This is a genomic window from Streptomyces sp. NPDC054849, assembly GCF_053610945.1.
The window spans coordinates 33,265-49,457 of record NZ_JBSGZI010000014.1; the positions used below are offsets into that span (position 1 = coordinate 33,265).

General features: G+C 73.0%; 14 protein-coding genes and 1 pseudogene. 4 read left to right on the plus strand and 11 right to left on the minus strand.

Translation table 11 applies throughout. The features are described 5' to 3' along the window. Positions 1 to 21: 21 nt before the first annotated feature. The 8 genes from ACWGIF_RS09150 to ACWGIF_RS09185 all read right to left on the minus strand — a co-directional run bounded on the left by ACWGIF_RS09150 (position 22) and on the right by ACWGIF_RS09185 (position 9,652). The gene (locus tag ACWGIF_RS09150; protein ID WP_453493325.1) at positions 22 to 954 is read right to left on the minus strand and encodes an ornithine cyclodeaminase family protein; all 933 of its coding nucleotides are present in this window, start codon (positions 952 to 954) and stop codon (positions 22 to 24) included. A gap of 86 nt (positions 955 to 1,040) precedes the next feature. Beyond that, entirely contained in the window at positions 1,041 to 2,075 is a 1,035-nt protein-coding gene (locus ACWGIF_RS09155) for a proline racemase family protein (protein WP_453493328.1), read from the minus strand. Next, complete coding sequence (locus ACWGIF_RS09160; RefSeq protein ID WP_453493331.1) at positions 2,072 to 3,076, minus strand: proline racemase family protein; 1,005 nt, start codon at positions 3,074 to 3,076, stop codon at positions 2,072 to 2,074. The genes ACWGIF_RS09155 and ACWGIF_RS09160 overlap by 4 nt, the downstream gene beginning before the upstream one ends. Positions 3,077 to 3,096: 20 nt before the next feature. Next, positions 3,097 to 4,011 (minus strand): dihydrodipicolinate synthase family protein, encoded by a 915-nt coding sequence (locus tag ACWGIF_RS09165; protein WP_453493334.1) that lies wholly within the window; start codon positions 4,009 to 4,011, stop codon positions 3,097 to 3,099. 76 nt (positions 4,012 to 4,087) lie between these two features. Beyond that, positions 4,088 to 5,716 (minus strand): FAD/NAD(P)-dependent oxidoreductase, encoded by a 1,629-nt coding sequence (locus ACWGIF_RS09170; RefSeq protein ID WP_453493337.1) that lies wholly within the window; start codon positions 5,714 to 5,716, stop codon positions 4,088 to 4,090. Further along, positions 5,697 to 6,008: a (2Fe-2S)-binding protein gene (locus ACWGIF_RS09175; RefSeq protein WP_453493339.1), complete on the minus strand. Its 312-nt coding sequence runs from the start codon at positions 6,006 to 6,008 to the stop codon at positions 5,697 to 5,699. The genes ACWGIF_RS09170 and ACWGIF_RS09175 overlap by 20 nt, the downstream gene beginning before the upstream one ends. Then, positions 6,008 to 7,183, minus strand: coding sequence for an NAD(P)/FAD-dependent oxidoreductase (locus tag ACWGIF_RS09180; protein ID WP_453493341.1), 1,176 nt, complete (start codon positions 7,181 to 7,183; stop codon positions 6,008 to 6,010). The genes ACWGIF_RS09175 and ACWGIF_RS09180 overlap by 1 nt, the downstream gene beginning before the upstream one ends. A gap of 81 nt (positions 7,184 to 7,264) precedes the next feature. Beyond that, positions 7,265 to 9,652, minus strand: coding sequence for a collagenase (locus tag ACWGIF_RS09185; RefSeq protein ID WP_453493343.1), 2,388 nt, complete (start codon positions 9,650 to 9,652; stop codon positions 7,265 to 7,267). A gap of 173 nt (positions 9,653 to 9,825) precedes the next feature. On the opposite strand from ACWGIF_RS09185, the gene ACWGIF_RS09190 reads away from it, so the two are divergent. After that, a complete protein-coding gene (locus tag ACWGIF_RS09190; RefSeq protein ID WP_453493345.1) occupies positions 9,826 to 11,226 on the plus strand; it encodes an aminopeptidase P family protein in 1,401 nt (466 codons plus the stop codon). A gap of 115 nt (positions 11,227 to 11,341) precedes the next feature. Here the strand turns inward: ACWGIF_RS09190 and ACWGIF_RS09195 are convergent, their stop codons facing one another. Both ACWGIF_RS09195 and ACWGIF_RS09200 read right to left on the minus strand, forming a co-directional pair. Then, the gene (locus tag ACWGIF_RS09195; RefSeq protein ID WP_453493347.1) at positions 11,342 to 11,908 is read right to left on the minus strand and encodes a hypothetical protein; all 567 of its coding nucleotides are present in this window, start codon (positions 11,906 to 11,908) and stop codon (positions 11,342 to 11,344) included. Positions 11,909 to 12,007: 99 nt separating this feature from the next. Then, on the minus strand, positions 12,008 to 12,949 hold the full coding sequence (locus ACWGIF_RS09200) for a LysR family transcriptional regulator (RefSeq protein ID WP_453493349.1): 942 nt from the start codon (positions 12,947 to 12,949) through the stop codon (positions 12,008 to 12,010). Between the two features lie 112 nt (positions 12,950 to 13,061). Between ACWGIF_RS09200 and ACWGIF_RS09205 the strand changes: the two genes are divergently transcribed. Then, positions 13,062 to 13,829: an SDR family NAD(P)-dependent oxidoreductase gene (locus tag ACWGIF_RS09205; protein WP_453493351.1), complete on the plus strand. Its 768-nt coding sequence runs from the start codon at positions 13,062 to 13,064 to the stop codon at positions 13,827 to 13,829. 82 nt (positions 13,830 to 13,911) lie between these two features. On the opposite strand, the gene ACWGIF_RS09210 is transcribed toward ACWGIF_RS09205, so the two are convergent. Beyond that, a complete protein-coding gene (locus ACWGIF_RS09210; protein WP_453493353.1) occupies positions 13,912 to 14,619 on the minus strand; it encodes a hypothetical protein in 708 nt (235 codons plus the stop codon). Between the two features lie 173 nt (positions 14,620 to 14,792). Here ACWGIF_RS09210 and ACWGIF_RS09215 point away from each other — a divergent pair. Together ACWGIF_RS09215 and ACWGIF_RS09220 are read left to right on the plus strand one after the other, a co-directional pair. After that, positions 14,793 to 14,957: pseudogene (locus ACWGIF_RS09215) on the plus strand (FAD-dependent oxidoreductase); the annotation flags it as partial. 162 nt (positions 14,958 to 15,119) lie between these two features. Beyond that, complete coding sequence (locus tag ACWGIF_RS09220) at positions 15,120 to 16,016, plus strand: RNA polymerase sigma-70 factor (protein ID WP_453493355.1); 897 nt, start codon at positions 15,120 to 15,122, stop codon at positions 16,014 to 16,016. Positions 16,017 to 16,193 lie beyond the last annotated feature (177 nt).

Consider the following 16,193-nt stretch of genomic DNA (forward strand, 5'->3'; position numbering starts at 1 on the left):
TACAATGTCACGTTGCGCTGCTCACACTCCGGCGGCCTCGTACAACGCGACCGCCACAGCGAGATCTTCCCAGGCCATGCCCACACTCTTGAAGAGCTGTGGACAACTCTGCGGCCCGCCCGCCGGCATCCGAGCGCCCACCAGGTCGGCGAGGGTGCCGGTGATGTGACCGGGCCCGATGGCCCCCTCCGCCTCCGGCACCAGCAGGTCCCCCGCCTCGCGCAGGGCCGCCGCACGCGACTCGACGTATACGGCCGCTCGTCGCACGAGGGCCGTGTCCGTCTCCCGCGCCGTCGGCTCGTGCGAGCCGACGGCGACGACGGTCGTGCCCGGCCCCACCAGCCGCCCGTCGAAGAGCGGTTCCCGGGCGGTGGTGCAGCAGATGACCAGATCGGCGCCTGCCACCTCCTCGGGGGTGCCGGTCCGGGCACCGGGGCCCAGGGAGCGGGCGTACGCGGCGAGCCGCTGCGCACCCCCGGGGTCGCGGGCGACCACCACCACCTCGGCCAACTCCCTTATGGCGAGGGTCGCTTCGAGATGCCCGAGGGCCTGTGGTCCGGACCCGAAGAGCACCAGCCGCAGCGGGCGCCCGGCCGGGGCCAGGTGGCGCAGCGCGAGCGCGGAGACCGCAGGCGTGCGCAGGGTGGTCAGGGCCGCGCCGTCCAGCAGCGCCAGCGGCCGCAGGGTGGGCCCGTCCAGCAGCAGGTACGAGCCGGTGATCCGGGGCAGCCCGCGGGCCGCGTTCCCGGGCGCGACCCCGGCGATCTTCACCCCGGCGTACGCGCCGGACGCGGCCGGCATCAGCAGCAGTTCGCCTCCGCCGGGCACGGCGACAGCGGAACGCGGCGGGCAGCTCTCCGGGTCGAGGCCGCCGAGCAGAGCGGCGGCCAGGGCGTCGGCCGCCCCGGCCGGGGTGATCAGTGCGGCCATCACCTCGGCGCTCAGCTGCGGCATCCCCGGCACGGAAGGCACGGAAGGCACAGGAGACAGGAAAGGTGTGGGAGCTACAGGAGGCACAGGAGGCACAGGAGGCATCGATGTCACAGGAGGAACCCGGTCCCGAGTACGTCGTACGGGTCCACCGTGAAGGCGTGTTGACCCGTGCGGTAGGCCGTGCCTCCGACCTCGGTGACACCGCCGTCCAGCATCCGGCCGGTGAACACCGTGCCCGTGACCGACTCGTGCAGCAGGTCCTCGCCCGGGCCGAGCCGCCCGTCCTGCGCGAGCAGCGCGAGCCGCGCCGAGGTGCCGGAGCCGCAGGGCGAGCGGTCGATCTGCCCGTCGGCGAAGACGGTGACGTTGCGCTGATGCGGCCCGAAGGGGGTGTCGGGCAGCTCCTCGTACAGGATCACCCCGTAGACGCCGGACAGCAGCGGACCGTCGGGGTGCCAGGTGGCGGGATGGGTGGCCAGCGCGGTCCGGATCTCCTGCCCGGCCCGCACCAGGGCGGGCAGTGCGGCCCGGGAGACGTCCAGGCCCAGGTCGCGGGAACGGACCGAGGCGTAACAGGCGCCGGCGTGCGCGATGTCCACCTCGGCGAGCCCGAGCGAGGTGGCGACGGGGACCTTGCGGGCGCCCAGCCGGGCCGGGACGTTGCGGAAGGTGACCCCGGTCGTCCGGCCCCCCTCCCGGTGGACGATGGCGGTGACCCGCCCGGAGGGCACGTCGATGCGCACCTGCGCGTCTCCGTCGTCCGGGGCGGCGACCCGGCCGGTTTCCACGGCCCAGACGCCGAGGGCCATGGTGCCGTGGCCGCAGGCGGTGGAGTAGCCGTCCTTGTGCCAGAACAGCACGCCGAAGTGGGCCCCGTCGTCGTCGGCCGGGACCACGAAGCCCCCGTACATGCCGGCGTGTCCGCGCGGCTCCTGCACGAGCAGGCGACGTACGTCGTCCAGCGCACCCCGGCGCGGAGCGGTGCCCGATCCCCCGGGGCCGATGGCGGTGGCGCAGCGCTCGGCGACGGTGTCGCCCGGGACGGGCGGCAGGCCGGTCCCGGCGCCGGCGCCGGCGGCGCAGTCGACGATACGGAAGGGCTCTCCGGCGGTGTGGTAGTCCACCGTGCGGACGGTGATCACAGGAGGAAACCTCCCGGGAAGGGGTCGGTGGGGTCGAGGAAGTACTGGGCGGTGCCGGTGATCCAGGCCCGGCCGGTGATGGTGGGGATCACCGCCGGGAGCCCGCCGACGGTGGTCTCGCCGACCAGCCGGCCGGTGAACTCGGTCCCGATGAAGGACTCGTTGACGAAGTCCGAGTCCAGCCCCAGCAGGCCGCGGGCGTGTAGCTGGGCCATGCGTGCGCTGGTCCCCGTACCGCAGGGCGAGCGGTCGAACCAGCCGGGGTGGATGGCCATGGCGTGCCGGGAACGGTGGGCGTCGGAGCCGGGAGCGGCGAGGTAGACGTGCTTGACCCCGGCGATGGAGGGGTTCTCCGGGTGGACGGGCCGGTCGCCGGAGGAGTTGATCGCGTCCATGACCGCGAGTCCGGCGGCGAGCAGCTCCTCCTTGCGGGCGCGGTCGAAGGGCAGGCCGAGGGCGTCCAGTTCGACGAAGGCGTAGAAGTTGCCGCCGTAGGCGAGGTCGTAGGTGACCGTGCCGAAGCCGGGGACCTCGGCCTTGAGGTCGAGGCCGACGCTGAAGGAGGGGACGTTGGTGAGGGTGACGGCGGTCGCCGCTCCGTCCTCGACCCGGACGTCGGCGCTCACCAGCCCGGCCGGGGTGTCGAGCCGGACCGTGGTGACCGGCTCGACGACGGGCACCATGCCGGTCTCGACGAGGACGGTGGCCACGCCGATGGTGCCGTGCCCGCACATGGGGAGCAGACCCGACACTTCGATGTAGAGGACGCCGAAGTCGGCGTCGGGGCGGGTGGGGGGCTGCAGGATGGCGCCGCTCATCGCGGAGTGCCCGCGCGGCTCGTACATGAGCAGGGTGCGGACGTGGTCCGTGTGCTCGATGAAGTGGAGCCGCTTCTCGGCCATGGTGGCACCGGGGATGACCCCGACTCCCCCGGTGACGACCCGGGTCGGCATGCCCTCGGTGTGCGAGTCCACCGCGTGGTAGACGTGGCGCGTACGCATCAGGCGTCCCCTCCAGCTGGTTAGTTGAGGCCTTCGGCGAGGGCCTTCTCGGTGGCGGCGCGTACGGCGGCCTCGGTTTCGCCGGTGAGCGGGAAGCGCGGAGGCCGGGTGGCGCCGCCGGGGCGTCCCGCCAGGTCCATGGAGAGCTTGATGGCCTGGACGAACTCGGTCTTGGAGTCCCAGCGCAGCAGGGAGTGCAGGGACTTGTAGAGAGGCAGGGCGGTGGCGAGGTCGCCCGCGACGGCGGCCCGGTAGAGGGTGGCGCAGGACTGCGGCAGGGCGTTGGGGTAGCCGGCGATCCATCCGACGGCGCCCGCCAGGGCGAGTTCGAGCAGGACGTCGTCGGCGCCGATGAGCAGATCGAGACCGGGGGCGAGCTCGGCGATCTCGTAGGCGCGGCGCACGTCCCCGCTGAACTCCTTCACGGCGACGATGGAGTTGTCGGCGTGCAGACGTGCGAGCAGCGCCGGGGTCAGGTCCACCTTGGTGTCGATGGGGTTGTTGTACGCGACGACCGGCAGCCCGGCGCCGGCGACCTCGGTGTAGTGGGCGCGTACGGCGTCCTCGTCGGCCCGGAAGGCGTTGGGGGGCAGGAGGAGCACGGAGCCGGCGCCGGCCTCGGCGGCCTGCTCGGCCCAGCGGCGGGCCTCGGCGCTGCCGTAGGCGGCGACGCCGGGCATGACGCGGTCGCCGTCGCCGGCGGCCTCGACGGCGGTACGGACGACGCGCGCCCGCTCCTCGTCGGTGAGGGTCTGGTACTCCCCGAGGGAGCCGTTGGGGACCACGCCGTCGCAGCCGTTGGCGATCAGCCAGGCCACGTGCTCGGCGTAGGCGTCGTAGTCGACGCTGAGGTCCTCGCGCAGGGGGAGCGCGGTGGCGACCATGATGCCGTGCCAGGGACGGGTGCGGGGCGCGGGGGTGTGCGCGTGGGTCATGAGAGAGCTCCCTAGTGTGGTGTGTGACATTTTACTAGTGGGTGCAGGGCGCCCACAAGAGGCCGGGGCGCCCCGATCAGCAGTCGGCGGGCGGAAGTTCGGCGAGGTGGCGCAGCGGTACAGGGCAGGACAACGGCCGGCGGTCGGCAGCCGGCTCCTCCCCCGCGAGGGCGGCGACGGCGGGGCCGCACATCCGCCCCTGGCACCAGCCCATGCCGGCCCGGGTCAGGAGTTTGACGCTGCGGGCGTCCCGCGCGCCGAGGTCCCGGGCGGCCTCGCGGATCCGGCCGGCCGGGACCTCCTCGCAGCGGCACACGAGTGCGTCGTCCCGGAGCCAGCCGGTCCAGCCCTCGCCGGGGCGGTGCGCGGCGGCCATCGCGCCGGCGAAGGCCCGCAGCCGGGCACGGCCGCGGGCCAGCCGGAGGACGCGCCTGCCGCGCGGGTCCTCCTCACCGGATCCGGCGAGGGCTCCGGGCACCGGCCGCGCGGCCCCGCGCAACGCACCCGCGATGGAATGCGCGGCCAGTTCGCCCTCGATCAAGGCCAGTCGGGCGCCTCCGATGCCACCGGTCTCGCCCGCCGACCAGACGCCGGGGACGGAGGTCCGCTGCTCGGCGTCGAGGACGAGGGCGACGGTGCCGTCGGGGCTGGGCCGGGTGGCGCAGCCCAGGCCGGTGGCGAGTTCGAGCTGGGGCACGAGGCCGTGGCCTACGGCGAGGGCGTCGCAGGGGATGCGGCGGGCGGTGCCGGGCAGCGGGCGCCAGTCCCGGTCGAGCCGGGTCACGGTGACGGCTTCGACGCGGTCGGTGCCGTGGGCCTCGGTGACGGCGTGCCGGGTGAGGAGCCGGACGTGATGCCTGGCCAGCGCCCCTCCGTGGACGGCGGCCTCGACGAGCTTGCCGGGGTTGCGCAGCAGGACGGGGAGCCGGCCCGCGTACGCGGTGTACGCGGCGGCCTCCACCACGGCGGGCACGGTGGCTCCGGCGGCGGCGAGGGACCCGGCCACGGCGAGGAGCAGCGGCCCGCTCCCGGCGACGACCACCCGCTTGCCCGGCAGGACCAGCCCGCCCTTGAGCATGGCCTGCGCCCCGCCGGCCCCGACCACGCCGGGCAGGGTCCAGCCGGGGAAGGGCAGTTGCCGCTCGTAGGAGCCGGTGGCGAGCAGCACGGCCCGGGCCGTGACGCGTACGGCCTGCTCCTCGGGGGCGTGGCCGGCGACGGCGTGCAGGATCCACTCCGTGGGGGGCGCGGCAGGCGCGGAGCCCGACCCCGCCTCCCTGCCGGGGACCACCGTCCACACGTGGTGGCGCGGGAGGTGGGTGACACGGCCGGCCGACTCGTGGGCGCGCAGGGCGGCTTCGCGGGTCGCGAACGCGGCCCAGCCGTGGTGGAGGGCCTCTGGGCGGGCCACACCCAAGTCCGGCGCGGGGTGCCGGTAGAACTGGCCACCGGGACGGTCGCCGGCGTCGAGGACGATGACGTGCAGGCCGAGACCGGCGGCGGTGACGGCGGCCGCGAGGCCGGCCGGGCCGGCACCGACGATCGCGAGGTCGGCACGGGCAGGCCCGGCCACGACCACGGGCCCGGGCGCCTCAGGGCCGGCCACGGCCTCAGGGCTCGGCGCAGGTGCGGCCGCGGGACCCGGGAGACCTGCGGGATCCGCGCGGCCCGCGCGACCGGTGGGCTCAGACGGCGAGGTCGGCATGGCCGGTTCCCTCCTGGGTGGTGACGGTGTCCCCCGGCCGGGCCGGGACCAGGCAGGCGCGTTGGTTCGGGCTGCCGTTGACGGTGACGAGGCAGTCGTAACAGCTGCCGATCCCGCAGAAGGCGCCACGCGGCGCGCCGCCCTCGCGGGTGGTGCGCCAGGCGAGGATGCCGGCGGCCCAGAGCACGGCGGCGACGCTCTGGCCGGGCAGGGCGGGCAGGTCCCGCCCGTCGAAGGTGATCTCGTACGCGGCCGCCGGGGTGCCTCCGACCAGCGAGCGGGGGCTGCGCATCAGTGGTGCTCCTCGGGGGTGTCGGCGGGGGCCGGGCCCGTACCGAAGCGGTCCGGGCGGTATGGGTGTACGGGGAGCGGAGGTTCGGCCCCCGTCAGGGCGGCGGCGATCAGCAGTCCGGTGGCCGGGGCCAGGCCGATGCCCGCGCCCTCGTGGCCGCAGGCGTGCAGCAGTCCGGGGCGCCGCAGGTCCGGGCCGATCGCCGGAAGGTGGTCGGGGAGGTAGGGGCGAAAGCCGTGGTAGGTGCGCATGACCCGTACGCCGGCCAGGACGGGGAAGAGCGCTGCGGCCTGCGCGGCGAGGCGGCGCAGGGCCTCCGTCGAGAGACTGCGGTCGAAGCCGACCCGCTCCCGGGTGGCCCCGATCAGGACCGGGCCCGACGGGGTGCCCTCGACCACCGCAGAGGACTGCAGCGCGGCGGATCCGCTGGCGACGTCGGCGATGTAGTCGGCGGCGTAGACCTTGTGCCGGACCACCCTCGGCAGCGGCTCGGTCACCAGGACGAAGCCGCGGCGCGGGAGGACCGGCAGGGTGACCCCGGCCAGCGAGGCGACGCGGCCGCCCCAGGTGCCGGCCGCGTTCACCACGGCCGGGGCCAGGAGCTCGCGGCGCGGGGTGCTGACCCCTCGTACGGCACCCCGGTCCAGGAGCACGCCGGTCACCTCCTCCCCGAGGTACACCTCAGCGCCCGAGGCGGCGAGCAGCCGGGCCGCCGCCTGGGCCGGCTGGACCTGGGCGTCCTGTGGGTAGTGGAAACCGCCCGCGAGGCCGGGGGCCAGATGGGGCTCCAGGTCGTGCAGGGCGTCCGCCGCCACCTCGACCGCGTCGACCCCGGCCGCGCGCTGGCCCTCCGCGAAGGCCCGCAGGGCCTTCACGGTGGCGTCGTCGGGGGCGACGACGAGCCCGCCCTTGGGCTCGTACTCGATCTCGCGCGGGAGGACCGCGGCGAGTTCGGTCCAGAGCCGGGTGGACAGCAGAGCGAGGTCGAGTTCGGGGCCGGCCTCCTTGTCGGAGACGAGCAGGTTGCCCTCGCCGGCGCCGGTCGTGCCGCCCGCCACGGGGCCCCGGTCGACGACGGCCACGGAGAGTCCGGCGCGGGTCGCGTAGTACGCGCAGGCCGCCCCGACGACGCCGGCGCCGATGATCACGGCGTCCAGGGAGTGTCTCTTGAGCACGACAGTAATATGTCACATTCTTTAGCGCCTGCCCAGACCGGTCCTGCGCCCTCCTCAGGCGCAGGACCGGTCCGGTGTCCGTCAGCCGCGGAGCGGACCCTCGCAGCTGTAACCCGACGTCGCCGCCTTGTTGTTGCTCCAGATCTCCAGCGGACCGAAGGAGCAGTTCATGTCGGCGAGGTTGTTGGAGGCCACGCCCGCCCGGTCGAGGATGAAGTAGTCGACCGTCTCCGACATGTCCTTGAAGTTCTGGTCGTCGCTGCGCCAGTTCTTCAGGTTCGCGGTGATCCGGCCGGTACAGGTGAAGCGGCGCTTGCCGGGCTCGCCGTTCTCCACGCAGTCCGGGGTGTTGTAGGTGGCCGTCGCAAAGGTCGACTTCACCGACGCGAGGGCGGAGTCGCGCAGCCGGTCGTTCGGGGTGAAGGTGGTGTTCGGCACGAAGAGCTGGTCGACCTTGGCGATCTGCGCGTCCAGGAAGCGGTCGTAGTCGCGCTGGAGGTAGGTGTCCGCTCCCAGACGGTGGCGCCAGGCGTCGTACGCCTGCACGTCGTTCGCCCGCAGGTGCGTGTACATCTCGCGCAGCAGCGAGGGCTTCTCGGTCCACAGGAACTCGAAGAACGTGCCGGCGTAGCTGTAGAAGCGGAAGCCGTCGCCGTCGTAGGTGGCGTTCAGCAACTGCTCGACGCTCATGCGCGGGCCGCCGCCGGCCGTGTCGTTGATGATGCTCTTGACGAGGGACTTGCGGACGGCGATGCCGTTGTCGCGGGTGGCGCCGTCGAAGAACTCGGCCGTTCCCTCGTCCATGGCGGTGGTGCGGTCGCCCTCGTACCAGGGGCCCTGACCGAAGAAACCGGGAACCGCGAAACGGCCGTTGAGGTAGTGCGTGTACTCGTGGCGGAAGAGCTCCTCGAGGGTGAGGGAGGAGTCCTGCGGCACGCGGCGCTGGTAGGTGTAGAAGGTGGCGCCGTTCTCGATGTAGATGCCGCCGTTGTTGGTGTCGTACCCGGTCAGGATCGGGTGGTAGTTCACGTAGTCGGCGCGGGACCCGTAGAGCACGATGTTCAGCGTGGAGTTGGGGTCGCCCGCGAGGGGCTGGTCGGTGCCGAGCACCCGGTGGTACTGGGCCTTGACCTGCTTGCTCGCGTAGTAGAGCTGGTCGACGGTGGCCCGGTCCAGGCCGGTGCGGACCTTGATGGCGCCGTTGTCGTAGGTGTAGGTGTAGGGGAAGATCTGCTTCTCGATGTCCTCCTTGCACACCCCGTACGGCTTGCACGCCTCGTAGACGTTGAGCCAGGAGACGACCTTGGCCCACGGCTCGCTGCCGTCGCCGAAGGCGGCCTTGACGGGTCCGAGCATCGCCCCGAGGTCGGCGACGACCGGGTCCCGCAGGCCCTCCACCTGGCCGAATCGGGCGTACTCGCTGAGCGCGTCGCGCACCACCCACGCGTTGGCCGTGTCCTTGAGGTGCGTGTACGTGGCGAAGGACTTGAAGGCCGCGCGATAGGAGGGATCGGCGACGACGGCGGAGTGGAAGGCGGTGTCCTGGTTGCCCGGGTAGACGCCGAGGTAGCTGGTGGAGAGGGCGGCGAGCGCGGCGCCCGCCCAGCCGGCGTCGTGGTGGGTGGCCGGGTGGGCCGGGTCCATGGTGGCCAGGACCTTCTTGATGAGGCCGAGCTGGTGCTGGCGCAGGCCGGGGCCGGCGGCGTAGAGGGCCTCGCGCAGGGTGCGGGCGTTGGAGGGGGTGACGTCGAAGGTCCGCGCGGCGTTGCCGAAGTCGTCGATGGCCTTGCGCATCACGGCGACGGTCGGGGCGTCGGTGACGTCGATCTCGTCGCGTGAGAAGTCGTGGTAGGCGACCGCGTGGAGGTACGTGAACATCTCCTCCAGATGGGAGGAGTTACGGCCGTCGTGGGCGGCGGCCAGGCTGGATATCCGGCGGGAGACGGCCTGGACGTGCGCGTCCGACATGACCGGGGTCAGGCGGGCGTCCCAGGTCCAGATCAGGCCGCGCAGGCAGCCGTCGGCGAGGACGGCCTGGTCGGCGAGGAAGTCGGCGAACTGCTCCGGGCCGAGGTTCGTGATCCCGTCGAGGGTGCAGGGGACGCCTGCGGCGACGCTCTTCGCGGTGGGGGCCGCCTTGGCCGCCGTGCCGCGTTTCTCGAGGTCCTGGTCGGGTGCCGCCTCGGCCGTCGCCGCGCCGGGGACCTGGCCGGCGAGGGCCTGTCCGCCGGGGGCCGGGGCGGGCGCCGGGGTGTTGTCCTTGGCGTCGGCGAAGCGCTCGACCTCGTCGAACGGGTTCCCCGTCGGGCCGTGGGCGGCGGTGGCAGGGGCGGCGGCCGGGGCCCCGGTGAAGGCGGCCGGCGCCGCGGATTCGGCGGCCTGGGTGGTGGCCTGTCCCGCGGTGGCGAGGAGGGTGACGGCCACGGCGGAGGCAAGAAGGGAAGAGCGCACAGCTCTGTGCTTGAGCACCGATGACTCCTGGTGTGGAGGGTGAGGTGGGGGGTGGTGCGTGAACTGCCCTGCGTCACGCGGCATTTGACGGGGGTTAACGTGCCGCGGTGTGAGCTGTAACATAGTAATGTGAAATTGCACTGACAAGACCTGTGCGCCCATCAGTTCGCATCTTTCTTGAAGGAGCCCTCGTGACAGATGCCCCCGCCCGCCTCAACACGGGCAGTCACGACCGCCCGGTGTCACCGGAGTTGTCCCGCTTCATGGCGGGCGACTGGGCCGCGTCCCCACTCCCCGACACCGCACGCGTGCCCGCCCACGCGGTGACCCCGGCCCGGCGGGCGCGGCTCTCGGCCCGCTTCCCGGGCGAGCGGCTGATCGTCCCGGCAGGCGAGCTGAAGGTCCGCTCCAACGACTGCGACCACCGCTTCCGCCCGCACAGTGCGTACGCCTGGCTGACCGGCCTGACGGGCGAGGACCAGGCCGGCCACGTCCTGGTCATGGAGCCGTCGGGCCCGCACGCCCACGAGGCGGTGCTCTACCTGCGGCCGCGCTCACCACGGGCGCAGGGCGACGGGGAGTTCTACCGCGACCGGCGGTACGGGGAGTTCTGGGTGGGCCGTCGGCCGGACCTGGCGGAGGCGGAGCGCCTCACCGGCATCCGCTGCGCGCATCTGGACGGGCTCGGCCCGGACAGGCTCGGGCCGGACGGGCTCGGGTCACCGGCGGGCCGCAATGCCGCCTCCGACTCCGAACTCGCGTCGGTGCTGTCGGAGTTGCGCCTGGTGAAGGACGTCTGGGAGGTCGAGCAGCTCCAGCTGGCCGTCGACCACACGACGGCAGGCTTCGAGGACGTCGTACGGGCCCTGCCGCGCGCCCTGGCGCACCCGCGCGGCGAGCGGTGGATCGAGGGCGTTTTCGGCCTGCGCGCCCGCGCCGAGGGCAACGGCACCGGCTACGAGACGATCGCGGCGTCGGGGGCCCACGCGTGCACCCTGCACTGGATCCGCAACGACGGCCGGCTGAACGGGGACGAGCTGCTCCTGCTGGACGCGGGCGTGGAGACGGACACCCTCTACACGGCGGACATCACCCGCACCCTCCCGCTGTCGGGCCGCTTCTCCCCCGTCCAGCGGCAGGTCTACGAGCTGGTGCTCGCCGCCCAGGAGGCGGGCATCGCGGCGCTGCGCCCGGGGGCGAGCTTCGGGGACTTCCACCGGGCCGGGATGCGCGTGATCGCGGAGGGCCTGGCTCAGTGGGGCGTCCTGAAGAACGCGGAGGGCGACCTGCACCGTCGCTACACGCTGTGCAGCAGCGGGCACATGCTCGGGCTGGACGTGCACGACTGCGCGAAGGCTCGGGCGCAGACGTACCTGGACGGCGTCCTGGAGGAGGGCCAGGTCCTGACGGTGGAACCGGGCCTGTACCTCCAGCCCGACGACGAGACCCTCCCGGCGGAGCTGCGGGGCATCGGCGTCCGCATCGAGGACGACCTGGTCATCACCGCGGACGGCGCCCGTTTGATGTCGGGCGCGCTGCCGCGCACGGTCGCCGGGATCGAGGAGTGGATGGGCCGCCTGCTGGAGGGCTGAGGGCGCAGGACCGGCCGGCCTCGTGGATCCCCGGCATTCCAGCAGGACACCGGGCACGATCCGAAAGACCCGCCTTAGGCCACTCGGGGCGACGCCGACCGGCCGGCCCCGTCCGTCACAGCGATTCGTCGGCGGCCCTGTCCATGAAAGTCTGCAGCGCCGCCAGTTGCCGCCGTACCGCCGTATCGAATGCGGCGCCGGTCTTCTTCAGGTCGACGCCTTCGGGACCCTTGACGTACCCGGTCGCCATCGCCCCCACCTGAGCGGAGCGGGCGTCGATCTCCTCCAGGTCGCGCCTGCCCTCCGGCGTCGTCACGAGGCGCACCGTCGTGAGAGCCCGCGCGAGGTCGGTGTTGGCCGGTGCGTACCTGTCCTCGAACTGCCGTTGCCGCTGCTCCGCGCTCTTGGCGGGGTCGAGGCTCACGCTCAGCAGTTGGGTGGACTGCTGCACGTACTTGTTCGTGCTCGCAGCAAGTTCGACGTAGGCGGCCCGCCGGATGTCCGCCCGCCGTGCGTGGGCCTCCTCGCGATGCGTGTCCTTGGCTTCGAAGTAGGCGAGCGTGCTTCCCGTGAGACCGGCCAGGGCGCCGATCAGTGCTCCGGCGAGCGCGGCGAAGGTGGTGCTCCGCTGTCTGGGCCGCTCGCCGGCCGCGTCGCCCGCCTTGTCCTTCTTCTGCGTCATGCAGTACCCGTACCGCAGCCGGGAGGCTCCGGCACCTGCAGCCCCTGGAGCCACCTGGAGTCACCGCAGGCTCGGGCGACAAGATCCGAAAGGGACGCCCTAGACGGAGCGGGCGGCCGTTCGGATGAACTGCTCCGCGGCGGCGGGGGCCTTGAGCCGGGACGTGAGCTCCTCGACGAACACCTCCAGATGGGGCGGGCGGGGGCCGGTCCGGGTGGCGCAGAACCAGGTGCGGGTCAGCGCCCGTGCGCCGATGCGGACGAGGGCGAGGTCGTGCGAGGCGGTGTACGGGGCGGCCACCCAGTGGGGCAGCACCGTCACGCCCTGGCCGCCCGCCACCATCTCGACCACCAGGTCGGTCACCACCGGCATGGTGGTGATCCGGGCCGGCCGGGCCCCGGCGGGGATCGGCAGCGGCATCGACGGGATGCGCTTCTGGTCGTAGAAGTCGTAGAGGACCAGGTCGGCGCCATCGAAGTCGCGGGCGGTCAGGTGGGCGCGCGAGGCCCACGGGTGTCCGGCGGGCACCACGGCCATCATCTCGTCCTCGAACAGCCTGGTCAGCGACACCCGGTCCATCTGCAGGTCCGGCTTGGTGACCAGGGCGACATCGACCAGGTCGGCGAGCAGCGCCGGGATCGGCGCGTCGTCGGGGACGGTCTCGATGCGTACGTCGATGTCCGGCTCGCGCTCGCGGAAGGCCCGGAGCACCGGGGGCAGCCAGGGGAAGGTCGTGCTGCACTGCGCGGTGAAGCGGACCCGCCGGTCGCGCCCGTCGCGCAGCTCCCGCAGGTCCCGGGAGGCCGACGCCAGTTCGCCGAGGACGTGGCGGGCCGCGACCAGCAGCCGGCGGCCCGCGGCGTTGGGGACCAGGCGGCGGCCCTTGCGGTCGAAGAGGGGCATGCCCAGGCGGGCCTCCAGCCGGGTGAGCCGCTGACTGAGCGCCGGCTGGCTCACGTAGAGGCGCTCGGCGGCCGCGGTCAACGAGCCCGCTTCGGCGGTGGCGTCCAGGAGCTCCAGGTCACGCAGATCCACATCCATAATGCTGGATTATGACATGCTCCAATTTTCGTCGTGGTGTTATGGGTTGAGGGTTCGTAGGTTCCTGGTGTCAGCAGAACGAACCGAAGCCGCCACGAAAGGCACACGCATCATGACCGACACCGCCACCACCACCAGTGCCGTCGCCACCCCCCTCACCGCTCTCGTCACCGGCTCCTCCAGCGGAATCGGCCTCGACATCGCCCGCGCCTTCCTGGCGGGCGGCGCCAACGTGGTCCTGAACGGCCGGGACGCCGACCGCCTCGCCAAGGCGGCGGCCGGCCTCGGTCACCCGGAGCGGACCGCGTGGGTCGCGGGCGCCATCGCCGAGCCGGCGACCGGCGAAGCCCTCGTCCGCACCGCGCTCGACCGCTTCGGCGGCATCGACGTCCTCGTCAACAACGCGGGAACCTTCGCCCCCAAGCCCTTCACCGAGGTCACCGAGGACGAGCTCGACGGCTTCCTGACCGGCAACCTCAAGGGCACCTACCTGACCACCCAGGCGGTGGTACGGGCGCTGCGCGCACAGGGCCGGGGCGGCAGCATCGTCAACATCGGCACGGTTCTGGTGGACCACGCACTGGCGGGCTTCCCCTCCTCCGCGCCCGTCGTCAGCAAGGCCGGCGTGCACGCGCTGACGACCAGCCTGGCCGCGGAGCTCGCCGCAGACGGCATCCGCGTCAACCTCGTGTCCCCCGGCATCATCCGCACCCCGCTGCACGCGGGCTCCGACGTGGACTCCTTCAGCGGGCTCGCCCTGCTGAACCGGGTCGGCGAGGTGTCGGAGATCTCCGAGGCGGTGCTCTACCTCGCGGGCGCCACGTTCGTCACGGGCCACGCCCTGCGCGTGGACGGCGGCCACGTCACCGGCCGCGCCTGAGCCCCTCCCCGCCCCTCCACCGGCAGGACATCCCGCAACCGTAACCGCAACCGCGGCCGGGGTCCGGCCGGCCGCGGGTGGGTCACGACGCCGCGGCCGCGTAGTGGTCGAGGTACTCCTGCAGGTGGGGGGCCAACGCGGTCGCGGGGCGGGTGGTGTTCAGGTGCATCCAGAGCTCGTTCTCCACCACGAAGCGGTAGGCGAACTCCTCGAACGCCGGGGCGCACCGCACCAGCGACTCCGCCGCCGCGGCACGGAACCCGGCTGCCTGCGCCTCGTTCAGCTCCTGCTCCATGTACTCCAGTTCGAGGTGCGAGCAGACCACGAACGCCTCCCCCGAGGGACGCAGGTACAGGTACCAGATGACGCAGTCCTGCTGGTCCCGCAGGAACCGTATGAGGCGGGCGCCGTCTTCGGCGGGGCTGCGCAGCGGTCGTGACAGGTCGCTCCAACAGGCCGTCACGGACACGTCGTCGAACGCGCGGCAGAGCCGGCCGCTGCCGTAGAAGGTGCGGAAGTCCGCGGGCAGCTGCAGACCGAGGGGCGCCAGGTGTTCCTCCAGGGCGGTGAGGTGCTCGCCGTGATCCGACGGCGGCTCGTCCGGCGCGCCCGGTCCGCCCAGCCACCCGAAGCCGCCGTCGAGGCCGACGGCGTCCAGCGGGGGCAGGCCCTCCCAGGAGTAGACCTCGTAGGTGAACTCGCACGGCCGGTACGAGCCCAGGTCGGTGGCGCACCATCCGGTCGGGAAGGGGAGGGACGCGGGGTCGGTGGCGGGTGTGGGTGCGGACATGGGAGTTTCCTTGGATGTCGCCGGTTCAGCAGTGCGGTCACATCCTCGTACCCGCCACTGACAACGGGGTTGCGCACACCCCCGGGCCGCCGCAGTGACCCGCCTCACAAGCAGTCACAACGCCGGCGGGTGCGGTGTCTTGAGGCCGAACCCCTCGAAGCGAAGGAGACACCATGACCGGGAACACCGCTGTGGTCGTGATCGGCGGCGGATACGCCGGCGTCATGGCGGCCAATCGCCTGACGCAGCGCGGCGACGTGACGGTGACTCTGATCAACCCGCGCCCGGCCTTCGTCGAGCGGATCCGCCTGCACCAGCTGGTGGGCGGCTCCGACGAGCGCCACGGGGCGCCGGTCACCGTACCCGCCCATCGGTGATCATGTGAGCAACGGAACAGGCGGGCCGGACCGAACACCCGCCGGGGGAAAGGACCTTGCCGTGGAGGCACGCCTCAAGACCGCCGGCGATCAGGGCCGGCCGCACAGGACGGGGACCGGGATATGAGCGAGCACGCCGGCGGCCCGGCGACCGAGACGTTCGTCGCCCACCGCAATCTCCTCTTCACCGTCGCCTACGAGATGCTCGGGTCCGCGGCCGACGCCGAAGACGTACTCCAGGAGACCTGGCTGCGCTGGGTCGAGGTCGACCTGGAGCAGGTGCGCGACCAGCGCGCCTACCTGGTCCGGATCACGACCCGGCAGTCGCTCAACCGGTTGCGTGCGATGAGCCGCCGCAAGGAGGCGTACGTCGGCCCCTGGCTGCCCGAACCGCTGCTCACCACGCCCGACGTGGCCGAGGACGCCCTGCTCGCCGAGAGTGTGTCGATGGCGCTGATGCTCGTCCTCGAAACGCTGTCGCCGACCGAGCGCGCCGTCTTCGTCCTGCGCGAGGTCTTCGACGTCGACTACGACGAGATCGCGGCCGCCGTCGGCAAGAGCCCCGCGGCCGTCCGCCAGATCGCGCACCGCGCCCGCAAGCACGTCGACGCCCGCCGCCCTCGCCAGACGGTCTCCGCCCGCCAGACCCGGGCGGCTCTGGAGTCGTTCCGGCGCGTCATCGAGACCGGGGACCCGCAGGGCCTCCTCGACGTGCTCGCCCCGGAGGTCGTGTTGATGAGCGACGGCGGCGGCATCAAGCAGGCGGCGGCGCGGCCGATCATCGGGGCCGACAAGGTGGCCCGGTTCATGATCGGCGGCCTGGGCAAGAACAAGGCCCCGGTCACGTGCGCCCCCGCCGTGGTCAACGGCAGCCCGGCACTCGTCGTCCACCTGGACGGGGAGATCGACGGCATCATGGCGGTCCGCGTCGAGGACGCCCGCATCATCGGCCTCTACTACGTCCGCAACCCGGAGAAGCTGTCCCGCCTCACGTCCCAGACGGCGCTCACCCTGCGGTGACCGGTGCCCCGCCCCCGGATGACCGGCACCTCGGCCGCCACGGGGCGGACGGCGCCGGCCGGCCCCGGCCTCGGCAATCGGTGCCGGGGCGCAGGCCGCAGGCGCAGGCCGCAGGCAAGGCCCCGGCGCCTGGCCGGGCCGACACAGAACCGGACAGAACCATGCCGCAGCGCACCG